The following is a 15,400-nucleotide window of genomic DNA, read 5'->3' as shown; positions in this document are numbered from 1 at the left end:
CTCGCTGTCGAGACTCGGTGTTGGCGCCTCTAGAGTACCGGCGGCGTGTTCGGGCCCGATCATTCCCCAGGTCGCTTCGCTCCAGCCCGCCGGGAAGGTCAGCCGCGGGCCAGGTGCGCGCGCAGCGCCGAAATCATCTCAGCGTTGCACCGGCTGACCTGGCCGCCCAGCGCGTTCATGTTGAGGAACGCATGGGTCATCGGACCCATCTGCCGCGCGTCGACGGTCACCCCCGCCGCCCGCAGCTTGTCCGCGTACTGCTCGCCCTCGTCACGCAGCGGGTCGAACCCGGCCGTGACCACCAACGCCGGCGACAAGCCGCTGAGGTCGTCGGCCAGCAACGGGGAGACCAGCGGATCGGCCAGTTCGAGACCTGACCCGTCGACATAGGCATCGGTGAACCAGTCCATGTCGGCCTTGGTCAACAGGAAACCCTCGGCGAACAACGTGCGCGACGTGGTGCCTCCGCGCAGGTCGGTGGCCGGATAAATCAGCCACTGCAGGGTGGGCAGGGCGGCCCCGCGGTCGCGGGCCAACCGGGTCACGACGGCCGCCAAGCAGCCGCCGGCGCTGTCCCCACCGACGGCGATCCGCTCGGGGTCGGCGCCGAGTTCCGCAGCGTGCTCGCGGGCCCACAGATAGGCGGCGTAGGCGTCATCGACGGCGGCGGGTGCCTTGTGTTCAGGGGCCAGCCGATAGTCGATGGCCAGGACGTGCACAGCGCCATCGCGGCAGATCAGCCGGCACGCCGCATCATGGGTTTCCAGGTCGCCGAAGACGAATCCGCCCCCGTGGTAGAAGACCAGCAACGGCGCGTGACCGTCGACGGCCGGGCGATAGTGCCGGGCAAGGATGGTCCCCGCCGGCCCGGGAATGGCGACGGACCCGATGCCGGCGGCGTGGACATCGGCCTCGTCGAGGCTGGCGGTGGCCTCCTGGTTCTGCCGGCGGGTGGCAATCGGATCGCCGCGAACCGCCAGGCTGCTGATCCCGAGCGCCCGCTGGGCGACCAGCATCATCTGGATCGACGGATCGAGCGTGTTCCCGTCGATCGTGATGGCCCGTCCCCCCGACATCAATCGCTTGAGGCCGCCGGGCAGCCGGGGGATGACCTTGACTCCCGCCCGGCTGGTCAGCGCGAGCGCACGTTTGGACCATCGACTTCCGGCCATCACTGCTCCCCTCACTTCTGGTGTGCGGTCGGCATCGACGCAGCGTACGGGACCCGCGCTGGAAGTGGTCTGTCAGGCTCCGGCCAGAGCTGTCGGCTGACGATGCCGCAAATTGACGCCTGCGCCGGGAGCGGCGCGCCGGGCCTGCTCAGCCGACATATCGACCTGGGTACTATCGTCAACCCGAAGTCGGTGACCCCCCAACCGATGATGCCCGGGCGCCGACCTGGGCAAACTCCGATTCCACAGGCAGGTGACATGACGCCGACGGCGCAGATCCCCACCGTCACGCTCAACGACGACAACACCATCCCGGCACTGGGCCTCGGCGTCGCCGAGATGTCCGCCGCCGACACGGAGAGCGCGGTGGCCAGCGCCCTGGAGGCCGGTTACCGGATGATCGACACTGCCAAAGGCAATGAAGAGGCCGTCGGGCGCGCCATCGCCGCGTCGGGCATCGCCCGCGACGAACTGTTCATCACCACCAAGCTCGCCACCGAGGATCAGGGTTTCCAGTCCTCCCAGGACGCCATCAAGGCCAGCCTTGAACGCCTCGGCCTGGAGTATGTGGATCTCTATCTGGTGGACTGGCCCGCCGAGGCGAACGGCAAGTACATCGACGCCTGGGGCGGCATGATGCGCTCCCGCCAGGACGGCCTGATCAGGTCGATCGGTGTCGCGAACTTCACTCCCGAAAACCTGTCGGACATCATCGACCTGAGCTACTTCCCGCCGGTGGTCAATCAGGTTGAACTGCACCCGCTGCTCAGCCAGACCGAGTTGCGCGCGGTGCACGCCGAGCATTCGATCATCACCGGCGCGTACATCCCGCTGGGTGAGGGCAAGCTTCTCGAACTTCCGGCGGTCGCTGAAGTGGCTGCGGCGCACGGCAAGTCACCGGCACAGGTGCTGATCCGCTGGAGCCTGCAACAGGGCGATATCGTCATCCCCCGCTCGACTGATCCGGCACAGATCGCCGAGAACGCCGACGTGTTCGACTTCGAGCTCACCGCCGAGCAGGTCGAGAATCTCAACGGGCTCGACGACGGGACCCGGTTCCTGCCGAATCCGGCAACCTGAACGGGCGCGTAGGTTTCGCCCGACTCTGCGGCCGCTGCGCCGATTCTGCGGTGAGAGCGTGACACCTCCTGCGAAACACGCGCTCACCGCAGAGCGGGTGCCGCGCTAGTCGAGCAGCCAGTCGTTCGGGCTGAACAACTCGCAGTGCACGCGGCTGGCGGCGATACCGCGGGCGGTCAGCTGAGCGCGCACCGCCTGGACGAATCCGTCATTGCCGCAGAGGTAGATCTCGGCGCTGTCGGCGATGTCGACGCCCTCGAGGTCCATCAGCCCCTGGTGAATGCCCGCGCTGCCGCCGTCGACATCGTCGGTGTACCACAGCTGCAGACTGGCGTCGGGCAGGATGTCGACCAGTTCGCGGTGCCGCTTGCGCAGCGGATGAGTGAACTCGCTGCGGTCGGCATGCAGCACCTGCACCGTTGCCTGGTAGGCGTTTTCGACAAGATACTCCAGGATGCCGATCATCGGAGTGATGCCGATGCCGGCGGAAATCAGAACCAGCGGCGACCCGCTGCGCGGCTCCGGAAGGTCGCCGAACGGAACCGTGACGTCGAGCAGATCACCCACGCGGACGTTGGTGCGGATCCAATTGGACACCTCCCCCGCCGGGTGCGCACCGTCGGCTTCCAGCGGCTTGACCGCGAACGTCAGCTCGGCAGCGCCAGGAGCGTTCACCAAGCTGTACTGGCGCAGCTGGCGGGCGCCGTCCGGCAACGTCACACCCACCGAAACATATTGTGCCGGAATCATGTTGGACAACCCGTCGGCGCTGACCGTGAGCAACACGGCGCCGGAGGGATCGTCTTCACGAGCGGTGACCCGCAGTCGGCGGAAGACATCCCCGTCGTCGACACCGGCGCCGCGGTAGAGATCGCGCTCCAACGCAATCAGGGTGTCGGCCATCATCCAGTACACCCGATCCCAGGCCGTCGCCACCTCCGCGGTCACGGTCTCGGCACCAAGGACCTCGACGATCGCGGCGAACAGATGCTCGTGCACGATCGGATATTGGTCGGCGGTCACCCCCAACGATGCGTGCTTGTGGCCGATGCGGGACAGCAGTTCGCTCGGGTGCGGCAAGTCCGGGTTGACCAGGTGCGTGGCGAAGGTCGCGATCGACGCGGCCAGCGCGCGCTGCTGGGATCCCTGCGCCTGGTTCCCGCGGTTGAACAGGGTGCGCAGCAGTTCGGGGTGCGCCTCGAACATTCGACGATAGAACGCCACCGTGATCTCGTCGACATGCGCACCGACGAGCGGCAGTGTCGCCGTGACGATCTCCGCGTGAGCCGCCGTCAGTTCGGTGGTGCTCATCTGATTTTTCCTTCCGTTGTGAGTTGCAGAACGACCGGCAGCATCTGACTCCCGGCGAGATCGGCGATCGTGTAGCGATCTAGTTCGGCGTAGAACGCTTCCTTGGCGTCGGCGAGTACCCGCCGCAGCCGGCAGCCGGCGATCAACGGGCAGGCGGGCTGCCCGGTGCAGTCGACGACTTCGCGATCGCCTTCGAGACGGCGCACGAGCCAGCCCAGCGACGCGTCCCGACCGGCAGCGGTGAGTTCCAGGCCCCCGGAACGGCCGCGCCGGGACTCCACCAACCCCAGCTCGGCCAGTCGCGAAACCGCCTTGGCGACGTGGTTCTCCGATGCGCCGGCGGCGGCCGCGACCGTTCTGGTGGTGATCCGCTGCTCCTCGGCGTGACCGGTGGCGAGCAGCATGACGGCCCGAAGTCCCAGATCGGTGAAGCGGGTGAGCTGCATGAATGCGACGCTAGTTTATTCCGCATCTCAGATGCGCATTTAAACCGTGTGGCCTTGAATACACGATTTCGTGCGGATTTTTGACCTGCGGCGTTGCGTTGCGAAGGTCAACTCTTCGGGCAGGTGCCCGCCGCCTCACGCAGCTCGTCGGCCGACGCCTGATCCACCGGCAGGGAGTAACCCCGCAGCACCGCGATGAACTGCACCGCGTACTGGCACCAGAACGCGTGATTGGGCGGCATCCAGGCACCCGGCTGTTGGTCGCCCTTGTCCTGGTTCACCCGACCGGCCACCGCCAACAGGTTGGCCGGGTCGTTGGCGAACCGAATCCGTAAGTCGTCCGGCCAGTTTCGCGCACCCATGTCCCACGCATAGGCCAGCGGTACCAGGTGGTCGATCTGCACCGCGGCTCCCACCTGCGCACCGCGGGTGAATGGAATCGTGGCACTGGTGTAGGGATCGTGCAGCACGCCGGTGGCCACCGCCCGTGGACACCGCGTGATCGAGACGTAGGTCTTGTCGACGAGATCTCGGTCGAGGATGTCGTTTCGGGTGTCACACCCGTTGTGTCCACCGGGAGCGGAATTGTCGTCGTCCCAGGCATCCCCGAATGCCGCGCGCCGGTAGTCGTAGCCGCGCGGCCGCTCCGGGACGATCACGACGCCGTCGAGCACATCGGTTCCCGGCGCCACCGTCGGCACATCGGCGCGCGCGACCATCCGATCCGGTTCACCGGACGAGGACATCACCTGCACCGCCGTCAGTACCGACAACGCGGCGATCACCGTCAGCCAGATCAGCGGGCGGCGCCTCATGCCTTGTCCAGGTAGTCGATCCGGTCACCGCCGGTGAACTGCCCGGCCAGAACCCCCATCCCTGCGTTGTCGGGGTCGGCGGCGTACATCGACTGGGCTACGTCCCGCGCGTCCACGATGACGTCGAGGTGTTCGGCCAGTGACAGGAATCGCAAGGTGATCGGCCGGCCGGACTGGTTGAGCCCCAGCACATCTCCCTCGCGGCGCTCCTGCAGATCCAGATCCGCGAGTGCGAAGCCATCCAGGGTTCCGGCCACGGCGGTCAACCGCTCGCCCGCTCGGGAGCCGGCCGGAAACTTGGTTGCCAGCAGGCAGAGGCTGGCGTGCGAGCCGCGCCCGATCCGCCCGCGCAGCTGGTGCAGCTGGCTGATGCCGAACCGGTCAGCGTCCATCACCACCATCACCGTCGCGTTGGGCACATCCACACCGACCTCGATGACGGTGGTGCACACCAGGACGTCGATGTCACCGGCCCGGAACGCGGCCATCACCGCGTCCTTCTCGTCGGCGGGCAGCCGTCCGTGCATCAGGCCCAGCCGCAGCCCGGCCAGCGGCCCGTGACCCAGGTGTTTGAACAACGTGAGGACGGTCTCGGCGGGCGGGCCGTCCTGCGCCGCACCGGTCTTGTCGTCCTCGTCGATACGGGACGCGACGACGTAGGCCTGCCGGCCCTCGCCGACCTCCTCGATGATCCGTTGCCACGCCCGGGCCAGCCATTGCGGCTTGTCCTTGATGAAGATGGTGTTCGTGGTGATCGGCTGGCGCCCGCGCGGAAGTTCGCGCATCGTCGAGGTTTCCAAGTCGCCGTATACCGTCAACGCTACCGTGCGCGGGATCGGCGTCGCCGTCATCACCAGCAGATGCGGCGTCAAACCGTCAGGAGCCTTGGCGCGCAATCGGTCTCGCTGTTCCACGCCGAACCGGTGCTGCTCGTCGACGACGACGAAGCCCAGTCGCTGGAACTCGACCGCATCTTGCAGCAGGGCATGTGTTCCGATGACGATGCCCGCCTCGCCCGTGGCCACCTCGTCGCGGACCTGACGTTTCTGGGCCGCCGACATCGAGCCGGTCAACAGGGCGACCCGGGTCGCACCGTCCTCACCGCCGAGCTGGCCGGCCATCGCCAGCGGCCCGAGAACATCACGGATCGACTGGGCGTGTTGGGCGGCGAGGACTTCCGTCGGAGCCAGCAGCGCGCATTGGTAGCCGGCGTCGACCATCTGCAACATGGCAAGCACCGACACGATCGTCTTGCCGGAGCCGACCTCACCCTGCAACAGCCGGTTCATCGGTTTGGTCGCGGCCAACTCGGCGGTGACGACATCGAGCACCTCGCGCTGTCCCGCCGTCAGTTCGAACGGCAACCGGTGCAGCAACGCCGCAGCCAGCCCGTCGTCACGATGCGGCGCGGGCGGCCCGGATTCGCCGAGCTCCCCGTGCCGACGCTGGGCCAGCGCCCACTGCATCCCGACGGCCTCGTCGAACCTCAGCCGCTCGCGGGCAGCTTCCCGTTCCGGCTCCCTTTCGGCGACGTGGATCGCGCGTAACGCGGCGTCCTCGGATATCAGACCACGTTGATCCACAACGGTTTTCGGCAATGGATCCGCGATCGGATCGAGCACAGCCAGCACCTGCTGCACGCACGCGTAGATGTCCCAGCTCTGCAGCTTGGAACTGGCCGGATAGATCGGGAAGAAGTCGCGCTCGAAGGCCGCCATCGACAGCTCACCGCCCTGCGACGTCGAGGTGTCGGCGATCGTCTTGAGCGACTTGCTGCCGAACACCCGCCCCCTCGGCGAATTCAGGGCCAGGAAATCCGGATGAGTCAGCTGCATAGTGCCCTTGAAGAAGCCCACCTCCCCGGACAGCATCAGCCGCACACCCTCGATCAATTCCTTCTTGAGCCACTTGGCGTTGAAGAACGTCGCAGTGACCTTCCGCCGGCCCGAGCCCAGGGTGATCACCAGGTATTCGCGCTTGGGTTGACGATTGGTCCAGCGCACCTCGGCCTTGTCGATCTCACCGACCAGGGTGATGTGCTCACCTTCCTCCGGCGGCACCTCGTCCTCTCCCCAGACCGACATGCCGTGGATGTACTTGCGGGGGTAGTGCCGCAGCAGATCGTCGACGGTGCGGATGCCGAACACATCGTCGAGCAGCCCGGCGGCCTTGCCGCCTACGATCCCGTCCAACCGATCGGTGAGGCCGACCACGACTACTCCACCCCGATCAGCAGTGCGTCGCCGCGATGGCCGGTCGGATACGTCGCGAATTCGATACCGGGGTGGCGGCGGTGCACGTGCTCGGCGAGCACCTCGGCGACCGCGGGGTCGGCTCCCCGGCCGGTCAGCACCGTCACCAGCTCACCCCCGGCCACCAGCAGCAGGTCGATCAGCCCGCTCGCCGCACCGGCCACATCGTCGGCAACGACCACGACCTCGTCACCGGCGAGGCCCAGGCCATCACCGGGTTCGCAGGCCCCGGCCCAGGTGAGCGCCTGCTCGGTGGCGGTGCGCACCGAGCCGTGCCGGGCCGCGGCGGCCGCCCTGGCCATCGTGAATCCGTCGTCGACGGCCTGCCTGCCCTCGTCGTGGACGGCGAGCGCGGCGAGTCCCTGCACCATCGACCCGGTGGGCAGGGCGACGACGTCGACGCCCCAGCCGATTCCGGCCGTGCAGCCTGCGACCAGCTCCTCGGCCGCCACGTAGCCGTTGGGCAGCACCATCACCTGGGCGGCCCCGGTGTCGACGAGGGCGCGCAGCAACTCGCGGGCGGTGACAGCGTTGACCGGGTCGGCGAGCGCGGCATCCGGACGCAGTATGCAGGCGCCCTCCTGCTCGAAGAGCTCAGCGGCACCGTCACCGTCGACGACGGCCAGCACCGCGCGTTCTCGACTCCAGCTGCCCGGTGAGACCCGGGCCGAGCCGGCACTCAGCACCGAGATCTGGATGCGGCTGACCACACCGACGGCCAGCCCGGCTTCCACCGCGGCACCGGCGTCATCGGTGTGGACGTGCACCGAGAGACGGTCTGCCCCAGCCGCCGACGCGGCGATCGCCACCGACTCGCCGAGCTGCTCCAACCGCTCGCGCAGCGGGCCCAGCGCGGCCGTGCCGCAGCCGGCGAGTAGATACATCACCTCGAACTGTGGCGGAGCCGCTTCGGCGGCGGCGCTGTCAGTCCGCGGCGGCCCCGGCTCATAGGCGTGACGATGCGGCGCGTGCCCGGTGACGGTGGCGATCAGCGCGTCCACCAGGACCAGCAGTCCGCGCCCCCCGGCGTCGACCACACCCGCCTCGGCCAGCACATCCAGCTGCTCGGGCGTGCGCTCCAGCGCCACGACCGCCGCGTCGCCGCCGGCCGCCAGCGCCTCGGCCAGCTCGGCACCCTCGGCGGCCCAGTGCTGAATCGCTTCGGCAACCGCTTGCAATACCGAGACGATCGTGCCGGCGACCAGCTCACCGCCCATCGACGACACCACCAGCCCGACGGCGTGCCGCAGGGCCGCACCCAGCAGGACCGCGTCGATGTCGGCGAGCGCACCGTCGGTGTCCTCGGCAGCCGACGCCGTCACGTCGGCCAGTCCGCGCAGGATCTGCGACAGGATCACCCCGGAATTGCCGCGGGCGCCGTGCAGCGCTCCCTCGGACAGCGCCGCCGCCATCTGGCTGACGTCACCCGAACCGGCCGCCTTCGCCGCGGCCAGCGCCGAACGCATGGTGAACAGCAGGTTCGTTCCGGTGTCGGAATCGGCGACCGGGAACACGTTGAGCCGGTTGATCTCGTCGGTGTGGGTGATCAGATCGCCGACGGCGGTGTGAGCCCAATCGCGCAGGGCCGATGCGTCCAGCCGCCGGTCCGGCATCGGCACCTCCTCGCGATCCCTGACACACCACACGGCTTGATCGCGCCAGCCTATCCAGTCCACCCGACAGTTCGACGTCGCTGCCGCCCGCCAGGGTGTGGAGTTAGGATCGCCGCAGCTCAGAGGGCCCTACGGGGATTCACGTGGGCGGCGTTCCGGCGCATTTTGGCGTTCGGTTCACCGGACGGCTATCCTAGTCAGGTTGTCGGGTCACCCGTCGCGGCGGTCGTTGGCCCCCACCTGACTACTGATCTAGAGGAGTTCTACATGGCTGCCGTGTGCGACGTCTGCGGAAAGGGCCCCGGCTTCGGCAAGTCGGTGTCGCATTCCCATCGCCGGACCAGCCGTCGGTGGAACCCGAACATCCAGACTGTGCACGCCGTGACCCGTCCCGGCGGCAACAAGCAGCGCGTCAACGTGTGCACGTCCTGCCTGAAGGCCGGCAAGGTCTCGCGCGGCTAGTTCTTCTTCGGCGCCTACACCGACGTTTGACGGCCGGAATCGCTCCGGTTCAGGTCAAAGCACCTTTCGAGCAGGCAGGCACCGAGCCGCGCCATCCGCGTGCCGTGGTCGTGTGTTGTTGTCGGCCATCGCCCGACACGTCATATCCCGGAAGGGTGACGCACGAGTAGCCGGGCATCCACAATGGCGAGAGTCTAATCCCCTATTTTCCAATGGTTTTCATGCCGCCGCCGAGGCGATGTCAAGCCGCAAAAACTCGGGAGCCTTGATCACCCGGGTCAGCATGAACCGAATGAACGCCGGCATGTCCTCGGCGCTGTCGTCACGGTAGACCTGCGGGTTGACCAGTTCGTAGTGGCGCCCCCGGCTTTGAATTTGGCAGCCGCCGGCCGCGATGACATTACGCACCCAGTCCGTGCTCGGACCGTAGGTCAGCGCGATGACGTAGCCGTCGCCGCGGCGAAACGCCCACAACGGAGTTCGGAAGACCCGACCCGACTTGCGACCCCGATGGATGACGACGGCCCACCCAGGGGCCCACGGAGCCACGAACCTGGTGACCTTGTTGAGCGCAGCCTTGTTGAACTTGGCGACCCATCGTGGAGCTGGCATCGCATAACTCCTCACCTGTTGACTTTCTTCGGTTCAGGCTAGCGCCGCGCACCGAGATAAGTCAACGACTGTAGAATTCTGGACTTATGCCACCGATGGGACGACGCCCGGGCAATCCCGATACCCGGAACACGCTCGTGGTCACCGCACGTCGCTTGTTCGCCGAGGGCGGCTACGACAAGACTTCGATCCGGGACATCGCGTCCGCTGCCCAGGTGGATCCGGCGCTGGTCCGGCACTATTTCGGCAACAAGGCCGGTCTGTTCCGAGCCACGATGGGATGGCCTTTCGAACCTGCACAGCTCGGCGCGTACATCACCGGTGGCGGCCCCGACGAGATCGCGGCCAGGCTGACCCTGATGTTCCTCACGATGTGGGAGCAACCCGACACCCGGACACCCCTACTGGCGATCCTGCGTGGCGCTACCACCCACGAGGAATCCGCCACGCTGGTCCGGCAGTTCATCGCCGGCCATCTCTACCCTCAGCTCGCCGAACCGCTCGCCCACCCCGACGCCACATTGCGGATCGACCTGGCCATAGCTCAGCTCCTCGGCGTCGCACTCCTGCGCTACATCCTCAAAATCGAGCCGATCGCGTCAGAGCCGATGGATGGACTCATCGAACGACTCACTCCAACGGTCAGTGCCCACCTTGGCGGCCCGTCCGGCGTACCCGCCCGTCTGGGCGACGCTGCTGACTAGGGCAGACGCCAGTCGATCGGCTCTGCGCCCATCCCGGTCAGCAGTTCGTTGGCCCGACTGAACGGGCGTGAGCCGAAGAATCCCCGAGACGCCGAAAGCGGCGAGGGGTGCGGCGACTCGATCGCCACGCAGCGACTGCCTCCCCCCGGGTCGCTTCGCTCCTGCCCGCCGCTCCCGTCCAGCATCGGCTTGAGCGTCGACGCATCACGGCCCCACAGGATCGCCACCATCGGCTGATCCCGCGCGACCAGCGCGCGGATGGCGCATTCGGTGACCGCTTCCCACCCCTTGCCCCGGTGCGACGCCGGATTGCCCGGCCGCACGGTCAGCACCCTGTTCAGCAGCATGACCCCGCGCTGCGACCACGGTGTGAGATCACCGTTGGACGGCTGCGGATATCCGAGATCGGCGCTGTACTCGGTGAAGATGTTGGCCAGGCTGCGCGGTAACGGTCGCACGTCCGGAGCGACCGAGAAACTCAGGCCCACCGCATGCCCCGGCGTCGGGTATGGATCCTGGCCGACGATCAGCACCCGCACCTCGGAGAAGGGGAAGGTGAAGGCGCGCAGTACGTTCGGCCCGGCGGGCAGATAACGCCGGCCGGCGGCGATCTCGGCCCGCAGGAACTGGCCCATCTGCGCGACCTGCTCGCCGACCGGGGACAGCGCCTGCGCCCAGCCGTCGTCGACGAGTTCGCTCAGCGGCCGGGCGGTGGTTGTCACGAAGGTCAACCTAACGGAGGACGTCAGTCGAAGGACTGCCAACCCGCCGAGCCGGCCCAGGCCCGCCCGTCCACCCGGACCGCGGGCGCGCCGCCGACCACGGAGCCGATCACCCGCCAACCCGAGGGGACGTCATCGGGAAAACACGCGACGAGCGCGTGATCTTCACCACCGGAGAGCACCAGCGACAGCGGTTCGGTGCCGGCGGCGGTCGCCGCGGCGGTGACCGCCGCGACGTCGGGCTCCAGGGCATCAGCGGCGAGATCGATGGCCACGCCGGATCCTTCGGCGATATGGCCGAGATCGGCGAGCAGCCCGTCGGATACGTCGGTCATGGCCTGGGCGCCGGCCTGGGCCGCCACGAGTCCCTGCCCGTAGGGTGGGCGGGGAACCAGATGCCGCTGCCGCAGAGCGTCGAATCCTTCGATCCCCTTGTGCCACAACAGGTGCCCGGCGGCCGAACGTCCGAGATCACCGGCGACGGCGACCACCGATCCGGCCCGTGCGCCAGCGCGCAGCACCGGCGCACGTCCATCCAGATCCCCCAGCGCTGTCACCGACACCACCCACTGCGGGCTGGCGACCAGGTCACCGCCGACGATCCCGGCACCAAAACCCGTGACCTCCTGCCACATCCCGTCGGCCAGTTCCTGCACCCGCGCCACGGCGGTGTCCGGCGGAGCGCCGAACGCCACCACCAAGGCGGTACACCGTGCGCCCATCGACTCGATGTCGGCGGCGTTCTGCGCGATGGCCTTTCGGCCGACGTCATGGGGAGTCGACCAGTCCAGCCGGAAATGACGGCCCTCCACCAGCATGTCGGTGGTGACGACAACCCGGCCGTCCGGGGTGGCCACCACCGCCGCATCGTCGCCGGGTCCGACCGACACCCCGACGGGCTGACGACGACTCGCCACCAGCCGGTCGATCATCGGAAACTCGCCCAGCTGGCGCAAGGTGGGTTCGCCACCGTCGGCCACTGTGCCTCCCCTCCTGCCGTCGCACACGCTGATCGGTGCGGCAACCTGCGGTACGTTTGGGCCCTGCCGATACCGGGACACGTCAGTCTAGGGCGGCAGCCGCACACGGGCGAACATCGAGACGAGGAGACGACGGGTGGTGGAGGCCTACATGCTGATCCAGACCGAGGTCGGCCGCGCCGAGGTCGTCGCCAAGCAGGTCGCCGCACTGCCCGGTGTGCTGTTGTCGGAATACGTCACCGGACCCTATGACGTGGTCGTGCGGATCGGCTCGGCCAGCGAGGCCGAGCTCACCGCCACCATTGTGCCCAGCATTCAGCAGATCGCGGGGATCACCAGAACCCTGACCTGCCCCATCGCCGATGCCGACTGAGCCTGCCCCCGCTGCCACCGAGGAACGCACACCGGACGGTCCACCCCGCGCCGTCCTGATCGCGGCGGTAGTGGTCGCCGTCGTCGCCATCGGCGCCGTCCTGGGTATCGCCGCCACCCGCCGCGCTCCGATCCGGCCGGTGGCCATCGCGTCCGCGCCCGCGCCGGAGGCGGACTCCTCGGCCTGCCGGGCCCTGCTCGATGCCCTGCCCGCCGCCCTCGGTGAATTCCAGCGGGTGGCCGCCGTCGACCCGGTGCCGCCGGGCGCGGCAGCGTGGCGTGCCACGGCGGACAGCGACCCGGTCATCATGCGCTGCGGCATCGGCCGGCCGGCGGAATTCGTCGTCGGCTCCCCCATCCAGATGGTCGACGCGGTCCAGTGGTTCCGGCTGGACGATCCCGCCAGCGACCACAGCACCTGGGTCACCGTCGACCGCCCGGTCTATGTGGCGCTCACCCTGCCGACACGGTCGGGGCCGACACCCATTCAGGCGTTGTCGGATCTGATCGCCCGCACCATGCCGGCCGTGCCGATCGATCCCAACCCGGCGCGCTGAGTCAGCGCAGCCCGGTCCCCCGGGCCAGCGCGGTCTCGACCATCGTTCGTACCAGCGTCGGATAGTCGATGCCGGTGGCGGCCCACATCCGCGGATACATCGAGATCGTCGTGAATCCCGGCATCGTGTTGATCTCGTTGACCACCGGACCGTCGTCGGTCAGGAAGAAGTCCACCCGCGCCAGACCCTGGCAGTCCAGCGCCGTGAAAGTCTTGATCGCCAGACGCCGCAACTCGTCCGCCACATCGTCGTCGACCTTGGCGGGCACGTCGAGTTCGGCGCCGTCGTCGAGGTACTTGGTGGCGAAGTCATAGAAACCGTCCTCGCGACCGCGCACTCCGGCCACCCGGATCTCGCCGATGACGCTGGCTTGCACTGAGCCGTCGGGGAATTCGAGGACCCCGCATTCGAGCTCACGGCCCGCGACGGCGGCCTCGACGATCACCTTGGGGTCGTGGCGGCGGGCAGCGGCGATGGCCGCCGGAAGTTCGTCGGGACTGTCGACCCGGCTGACCCCGATCGACGAGCCGCCGCGCGCCGGTTTCACGAACATCGGAAAGCCGAGTCGCTCAACATCATCCAGTGTCGGCGCCTCCTGGTGCGCTCGCAGGACGACGTGATCGCCGATTGGCAGTCCGGCGGCGGCCAACAGCTTCTTGGTAAATTCCTTGTCCATGCCCGCCGCGCTGGCGAACACTCCGGCGCCCACGTAGGGCACTCCCGCCAATTCCAGTAGGCCCTGAATGGTGCCATCCTCGCCGTAGGGTCCGTGCAGGATGGGAAAGACCACGTCGACCGATGTCAGCACCTCGCCGGCGGCCTCGCCCAACGACACCAGCTCCCCGCGACGCAGCGGGTCGGCCGACAGCGCCAGCGCGGTTCCGGACTCGCCGCTGACCTCGGGCAGTTGCCGGTCGGCGATGGCCAAGGTCTCCGGACGGCCGTCGGTCAGCACCCACGAACCTTCGGGGGTGATGCCGACCGCGACGACCTCGAAGCGCTGCGGGTCCAGATTTCGCAAGATGCTGCCCGCCGACACGCAGGAGATCGCGTGCTCGGAGCTGCGGCCCCCGTAGACGACAGCGACACGGATACGGGACGGCCGGTCGGAGGGCAGACGGGAACTCACAACCTAGAGAGGCTACAGCCCGGGTGTTATCGGCACGATCCGACGCCGTGAACAGGTATTTCAGACATCAAGGGCGGACAGCACATCGGCGACGAGGTCGTCGGTGTCCTCGATGCCGGCCGAGATCCGGGCGAACCCGTCGGCCACTGCGTCGCCCCAGCGAGCACGCCGGTCCACCGAGGTGTGGATGCCGCCGAAGCTGGTCGACGCGACGAGCAGCTCGCTGCGTCGCACCAAGGCGTGCACCGACTCCGCGTCGGCGAGCTCGATGCCAACCAGTCCACCGAAGCGGCGCATCTGCGCCGCGGCGACCCGGTACGACGGGTCGTCGGGCAAGCCCGGGTAGCGCACCGACCGTACTCGCGGGTGGGAGCGCAGCGCGGTCGCCAGCGCCAGCGCGTTCTGGCACTGCCGCTCGAAGCGCAGTCCGACACTGCCGAGGCTGCGCAATGCCAGCCAGGCTTCGAACGAGCCGAGGATGGCACCGGCCAGGAGCCGCTCGTGTTCCAGGCTCGCCATCAGCTCGGGGTGGCTACCGGCCGCGTAGCCCGCGAGCAGATCACTGTGTCCGGACAACCCCTTGGTGGCGCTGGCGATCACGAGATCGGCGCCCAGCGACAGCGGTTGCTGTCCCAGCGGAGTTGCGGTGGTGTTGTCCACCAGCAGCCGCGCGCCCCGGCGGCGGCAGGTCTGTGCCAGCCGGTGCAGATCCACCACGTCCAGGGCCGGGTTGGTCGGCGACTCGGCCAGAACCACGTCGGCCTCCTCGGCGGCCTGGCACATCTGCTGGGCGGCCGATTCACGGACCGTCACCCCCAGTGGGGCAAGGCTTTCGGTGGCATAACGCCGCACCTGGTAGTAACCGTCGGCCGGAACGACCAGCACCGAACCGGGTTTAGCCGTCACCCGCAGGGCCGCGGTGATCGCCGCCATTCCCGACCCGAAGCTCAGCGCAGCGGTGGCGCCTTCCAGCTCCGCCAGCGCCGACTCGAGCTGGCGCCAGGTCGGATTGGAGCCGCGGCCGTAGGTGTTCGGCTCGCTGCCCTCGTCGTCGGAGAGGTGGAAGGCCGCTGCCAGCACCGGGCCGGGGCCGACAGGCTCACCCGGAATCGGCTGGGAGCTCACGGCTTTGACGGCGCGGGTCGAATCGCCGTAGCGGTCGCTCATCGACGG

The 15,400-nt window shown here is 68.3% G+C and carries 16 protein-coding genes; 5 read left to right on the top strand and 11 right to left on the bottom strand.

Translation table 11 applies throughout. The features are described 5' to 3' along the window. Positions 1-98 precede the first annotated feature (98 nt). On the bottom strand, positions 99-1,172 hold the full coding sequence (locus tag ORI27_RS09255) for an alpha/beta hydrolase (protein ID WP_265996448.1): 1,074 nt from the start codon (positions 1,170-1,172) through the stop codon (positions 99-101). A gap of 258 nt (positions 1,173-1,430) precedes the next feature. Between ORI27_RS09255 and ORI27_RS09250 the strand changes: the two genes are divergently transcribed. Further along, positions 1,431-2,252: an aldo/keto reductase gene (locus tag ORI27_RS09250; protein ID WP_265996447.1), complete on the top strand. Its 822-nt coding sequence runs from the start codon at positions 1,431-1,433 to the stop codon at positions 2,250-2,252. A 105-nt stretch (positions 2,253-2,357) separates the two neighbouring features. Here the strand turns inward: ORI27_RS09250 and ORI27_RS09245 are convergent, their stop codons facing one another. The 5 genes from ORI27_RS09245 to ORI27_RS09225 form a co-directional block, all read right to left on the bottom strand. Then, on the bottom strand, positions 2,358-3,563 hold the full coding sequence (locus tag ORI27_RS09245; RefSeq protein ID WP_265996446.1) for a globin domain-containing protein: 1,206 nt from the start codon (positions 3,561-3,563) through the stop codon (positions 2,358-2,360). After that, entirely contained in the window at positions 3,560-4,009 is a 450-nt protein-coding gene (locus ORI27_RS09240; RefSeq protein ID WP_265996445.1) for an RrF2 family transcriptional regulator, read from the bottom strand. The genes ORI27_RS09245 and ORI27_RS09240 overlap by 4 nt, the downstream gene beginning before the upstream one ends. Before the next feature lie 107 nt (positions 4,010-4,116). Then, positions 4,117-4,824 carry an HNH endonuclease family protein gene (locus ORI27_RS09235; RefSeq protein WP_265996444.1) on the bottom strand — a complete coding sequence of 236 codons (708 nt, stop codon included), beginning with the start codon at positions 4,822-4,824 and terminating at the stop codon, positions 4,117-4,119. Then, positions 4,821-7,037, bottom strand: a complete 2,217-nt coding sequence (gene recG / locus ORI27_RS09230; protein ID WP_265996443.1) for an ATP-dependent DNA helicase RecG — start codon at positions 7,035-7,037, stop codon at positions 4,821-4,823. Before recG ends, ORI27_RS09235 begins: the two co-directional genes overlap by 4 nt. Positions 7,038-7,039: 2 nt before the next feature. Further along, positions 7,040-8,689: a DAK2 domain-containing protein gene (locus tag ORI27_RS09225; RefSeq protein ID WP_265996442.1), complete on the bottom strand. Its 1,650-nt coding sequence runs from the start codon at positions 8,687-8,689 to the stop codon at positions 7,040-7,042. 267 nt (positions 8,690-8,956) lie between these two features. Here ORI27_RS09225 and rpmB point away from each other — a divergent pair, with 267 nt between their 5' ends. Then, the gene (gene rpmB / locus ORI27_RS09220; RefSeq protein ID WP_005141756.1) at positions 8,957-9,151 is read left to right on the top strand and encodes a 50S ribosomal protein L28; all 195 of its coding nucleotides are present in this window, start codon (positions 8,957-8,959) and stop codon (positions 9,149-9,151) included. 219 nt (positions 9,152-9,370) lie between these two features. On the opposite strand, the gene ORI27_RS09215 is transcribed toward rpmB, so the two are convergent. Further along, positions 9,371-9,763: a nitroreductase family deazaflavin-dependent oxidoreductase gene (locus tag ORI27_RS09215; protein ID WP_265996439.1), complete on the bottom strand. Its 393-nt coding sequence runs from the start codon at positions 9,761-9,763 to the stop codon at positions 9,371-9,373. Positions 9,764-9,858: 95 nt separating this feature from the next. Here ORI27_RS09215 and ORI27_RS09210 point away from each other — a divergent pair, with 95 nt between their 5' ends. Beyond that, positions 9,859-10,467 (top strand): TetR/AcrR family transcriptional regulator, encoded by a 609-nt coding sequence (locus ORI27_RS09210; RefSeq protein WP_456085459.1) that lies wholly within the window; start codon positions 9,859-9,861, stop codon positions 10,465-10,467. Here the strand turns inward: ORI27_RS09210 and ORI27_RS09205 are convergent. Together ORI27_RS09205 and ORI27_RS09200 are read right to left on the bottom strand one after the other, a co-directional pair. After that, positions 10,464-11,189, bottom strand: coding sequence for a uracil-DNA glycosylase (locus ORI27_RS09205; protein WP_265996437.1), 726 nt, complete (start codon positions 11,187-11,189; stop codon positions 10,464-10,466). The genes ORI27_RS09210 and ORI27_RS09205 overlap by 4 nt on opposite strands. A gap of 23 nt (positions 11,190-11,212) precedes the next feature. Continuing rightward, a complete protein-coding gene (locus tag ORI27_RS09200; protein ID WP_265996436.1) occupies positions 11,213-12,169 on the bottom strand; it encodes a thiamine-phosphate kinase in 957 nt (318 codons plus the stop codon). A 136-nt stretch (positions 12,170-12,305) separates the two neighbouring features. Here ORI27_RS09200 and ORI27_RS09195 point away from each other — a divergent pair, with 136 nt between their 5' ends. Continuing rightward, positions 12,306-12,542, top strand: coding sequence for an Lrp/AsnC ligand binding domain-containing protein (locus ORI27_RS09195; RefSeq protein WP_265996435.1), 237 nt, complete (start codon positions 12,306-12,308; stop codon positions 12,540-12,542). Continuing rightward, positions 12,532-13,098 carry a DUF3515 domain-containing protein gene (locus ORI27_RS09190; protein WP_265996434.1) on the top strand — a complete coding sequence of 189 codons (567 nt, stop codon included), beginning with the start codon at positions 12,532-12,534 and terminating at the stop codon, positions 13,096-13,098. Before ORI27_RS09195 ends, ORI27_RS09190 begins: the two co-directional genes overlap by 11 nt. Before the next feature lies 1 nt (position 13,099). Here ORI27_RS09190 and ORI27_RS09185 read toward each other — a convergent pair whose 3' ends face one another. Together ORI27_RS09185 and ORI27_RS09180 are read right to left on the bottom strand one after the other, a co-directional pair. Next, positions 13,100-14,215, bottom strand: a complete 1,116-nt coding sequence (locus ORI27_RS09185) for a D-alanine--D-alanine ligase family protein (RefSeq protein WP_323055590.1) — start codon at positions 14,213-14,215, stop codon at positions 13,100-13,102. Positions 14,216-14,287: 72 nt separating this feature from the next. Next, entirely contained in the window at positions 14,288-15,394 is a 1,107-nt protein-coding gene (locus ORI27_RS09180; RefSeq protein WP_265996432.1) for a cystathionine gamma-lyase, read from the bottom strand. Positions 15,395-15,400: the final 6 nt, after the last annotated feature.

Origin of the sequence: Mycobacterium pinniadriaticum (genome assembly GCF_026242045.1) — a bacterium.
In the GTDB taxonomy this organism is placed as follows: domain Bacteria; phylum Actinomycetota; class Actinomycetes; order Mycobacteriales; family Mycobacteriaceae; genus Mycobacterium; species Mycobacterium pinniadriaticum.
This window is presented reverse-complemented; position numbering and strand designations above follow the sequence as displayed.

What these genes read in the sequence shown, in the direction of transcription:
- ORI27_RS09245 (WP_265996446.1), bottom strand. Translation starts at nt 3,563, where the DNA reads ATGAGCACCACCGAACTGACGGCGGCTCACGCGGAGATCGTCACGGCG.
- ORI27_RS09250 (WP_265996447.1), top strand. Translation starts at nt 1,431, where the DNA reads ATGACGCCGACGGCGCAGATCCCCACCGTCACGCTCAACGACGACAAC.
- ORI27_RS09180 (WP_265996432.1), bottom strand. Translation starts at nt 15,394, where the DNA reads ATGAGCGACCGCTACGGCGATTCGACCCGCGCCGTCAAAGCCGTGAGC.
- ORI27_RS09225 (WP_265996442.1), bottom strand. Translation starts at nt 8,689, where the DNA reads ATGCCGGACCGGCGGCTGGACGCATCGGCCCTGCGCGATTGGGCTCAC.
- ORI27_RS09210 (WP_456085459.1), top strand. Translation starts at nt 9,859, where the DNA reads ATGGGACGACGCCCGGGCAATCCCGATACCCGGAACACGCTCGTGGTC.
- ORI27_RS09190 (WP_265996434.1), top strand. Translation starts at nt 12,532, where the DNA reads ATGCCGACTGAGCCTGCCCCCGCTGCCACCGAGGAACGCACACCGGAC.
- ORI27_RS09240 (WP_265996445.1), bottom strand. Translation starts at nt 4,009, where the DNA reads ATGCAGCTCACCCGCTTCACCGATCTGGGACTTCGGGCCGTCATGCTG.
- ORI27_RS09215 (WP_265996439.1), bottom strand. Translation starts at nt 9,763, where the DNA reads ATGCCAGCTCCACGATGGGTCGCCAAGTTCAACAAGGCTGCGCTCAAC.
- ORI27_RS09255 (WP_265996448.1), bottom strand. Translation starts at nt 1,172, where the DNA reads ATGGCCGGAAGTCGATGGTCCAAACGTGCGCTCGCGCTGACCAGCCGG.
- rpmB (WP_005141756.1), top strand. Translation starts at nt 8,957, where the DNA reads ATGGCTGCCGTGTGCGACGTCTGCGGAAAGGGCCCCGGCTTCGGCAAG.
- ORI27_RS09235 (WP_265996444.1), bottom strand. Translation starts at nt 4,824, where the DNA reads ATGAGGCGCCGCCCGCTGATCTGGCTGACGGTGATCGCCGCGTTGTCG.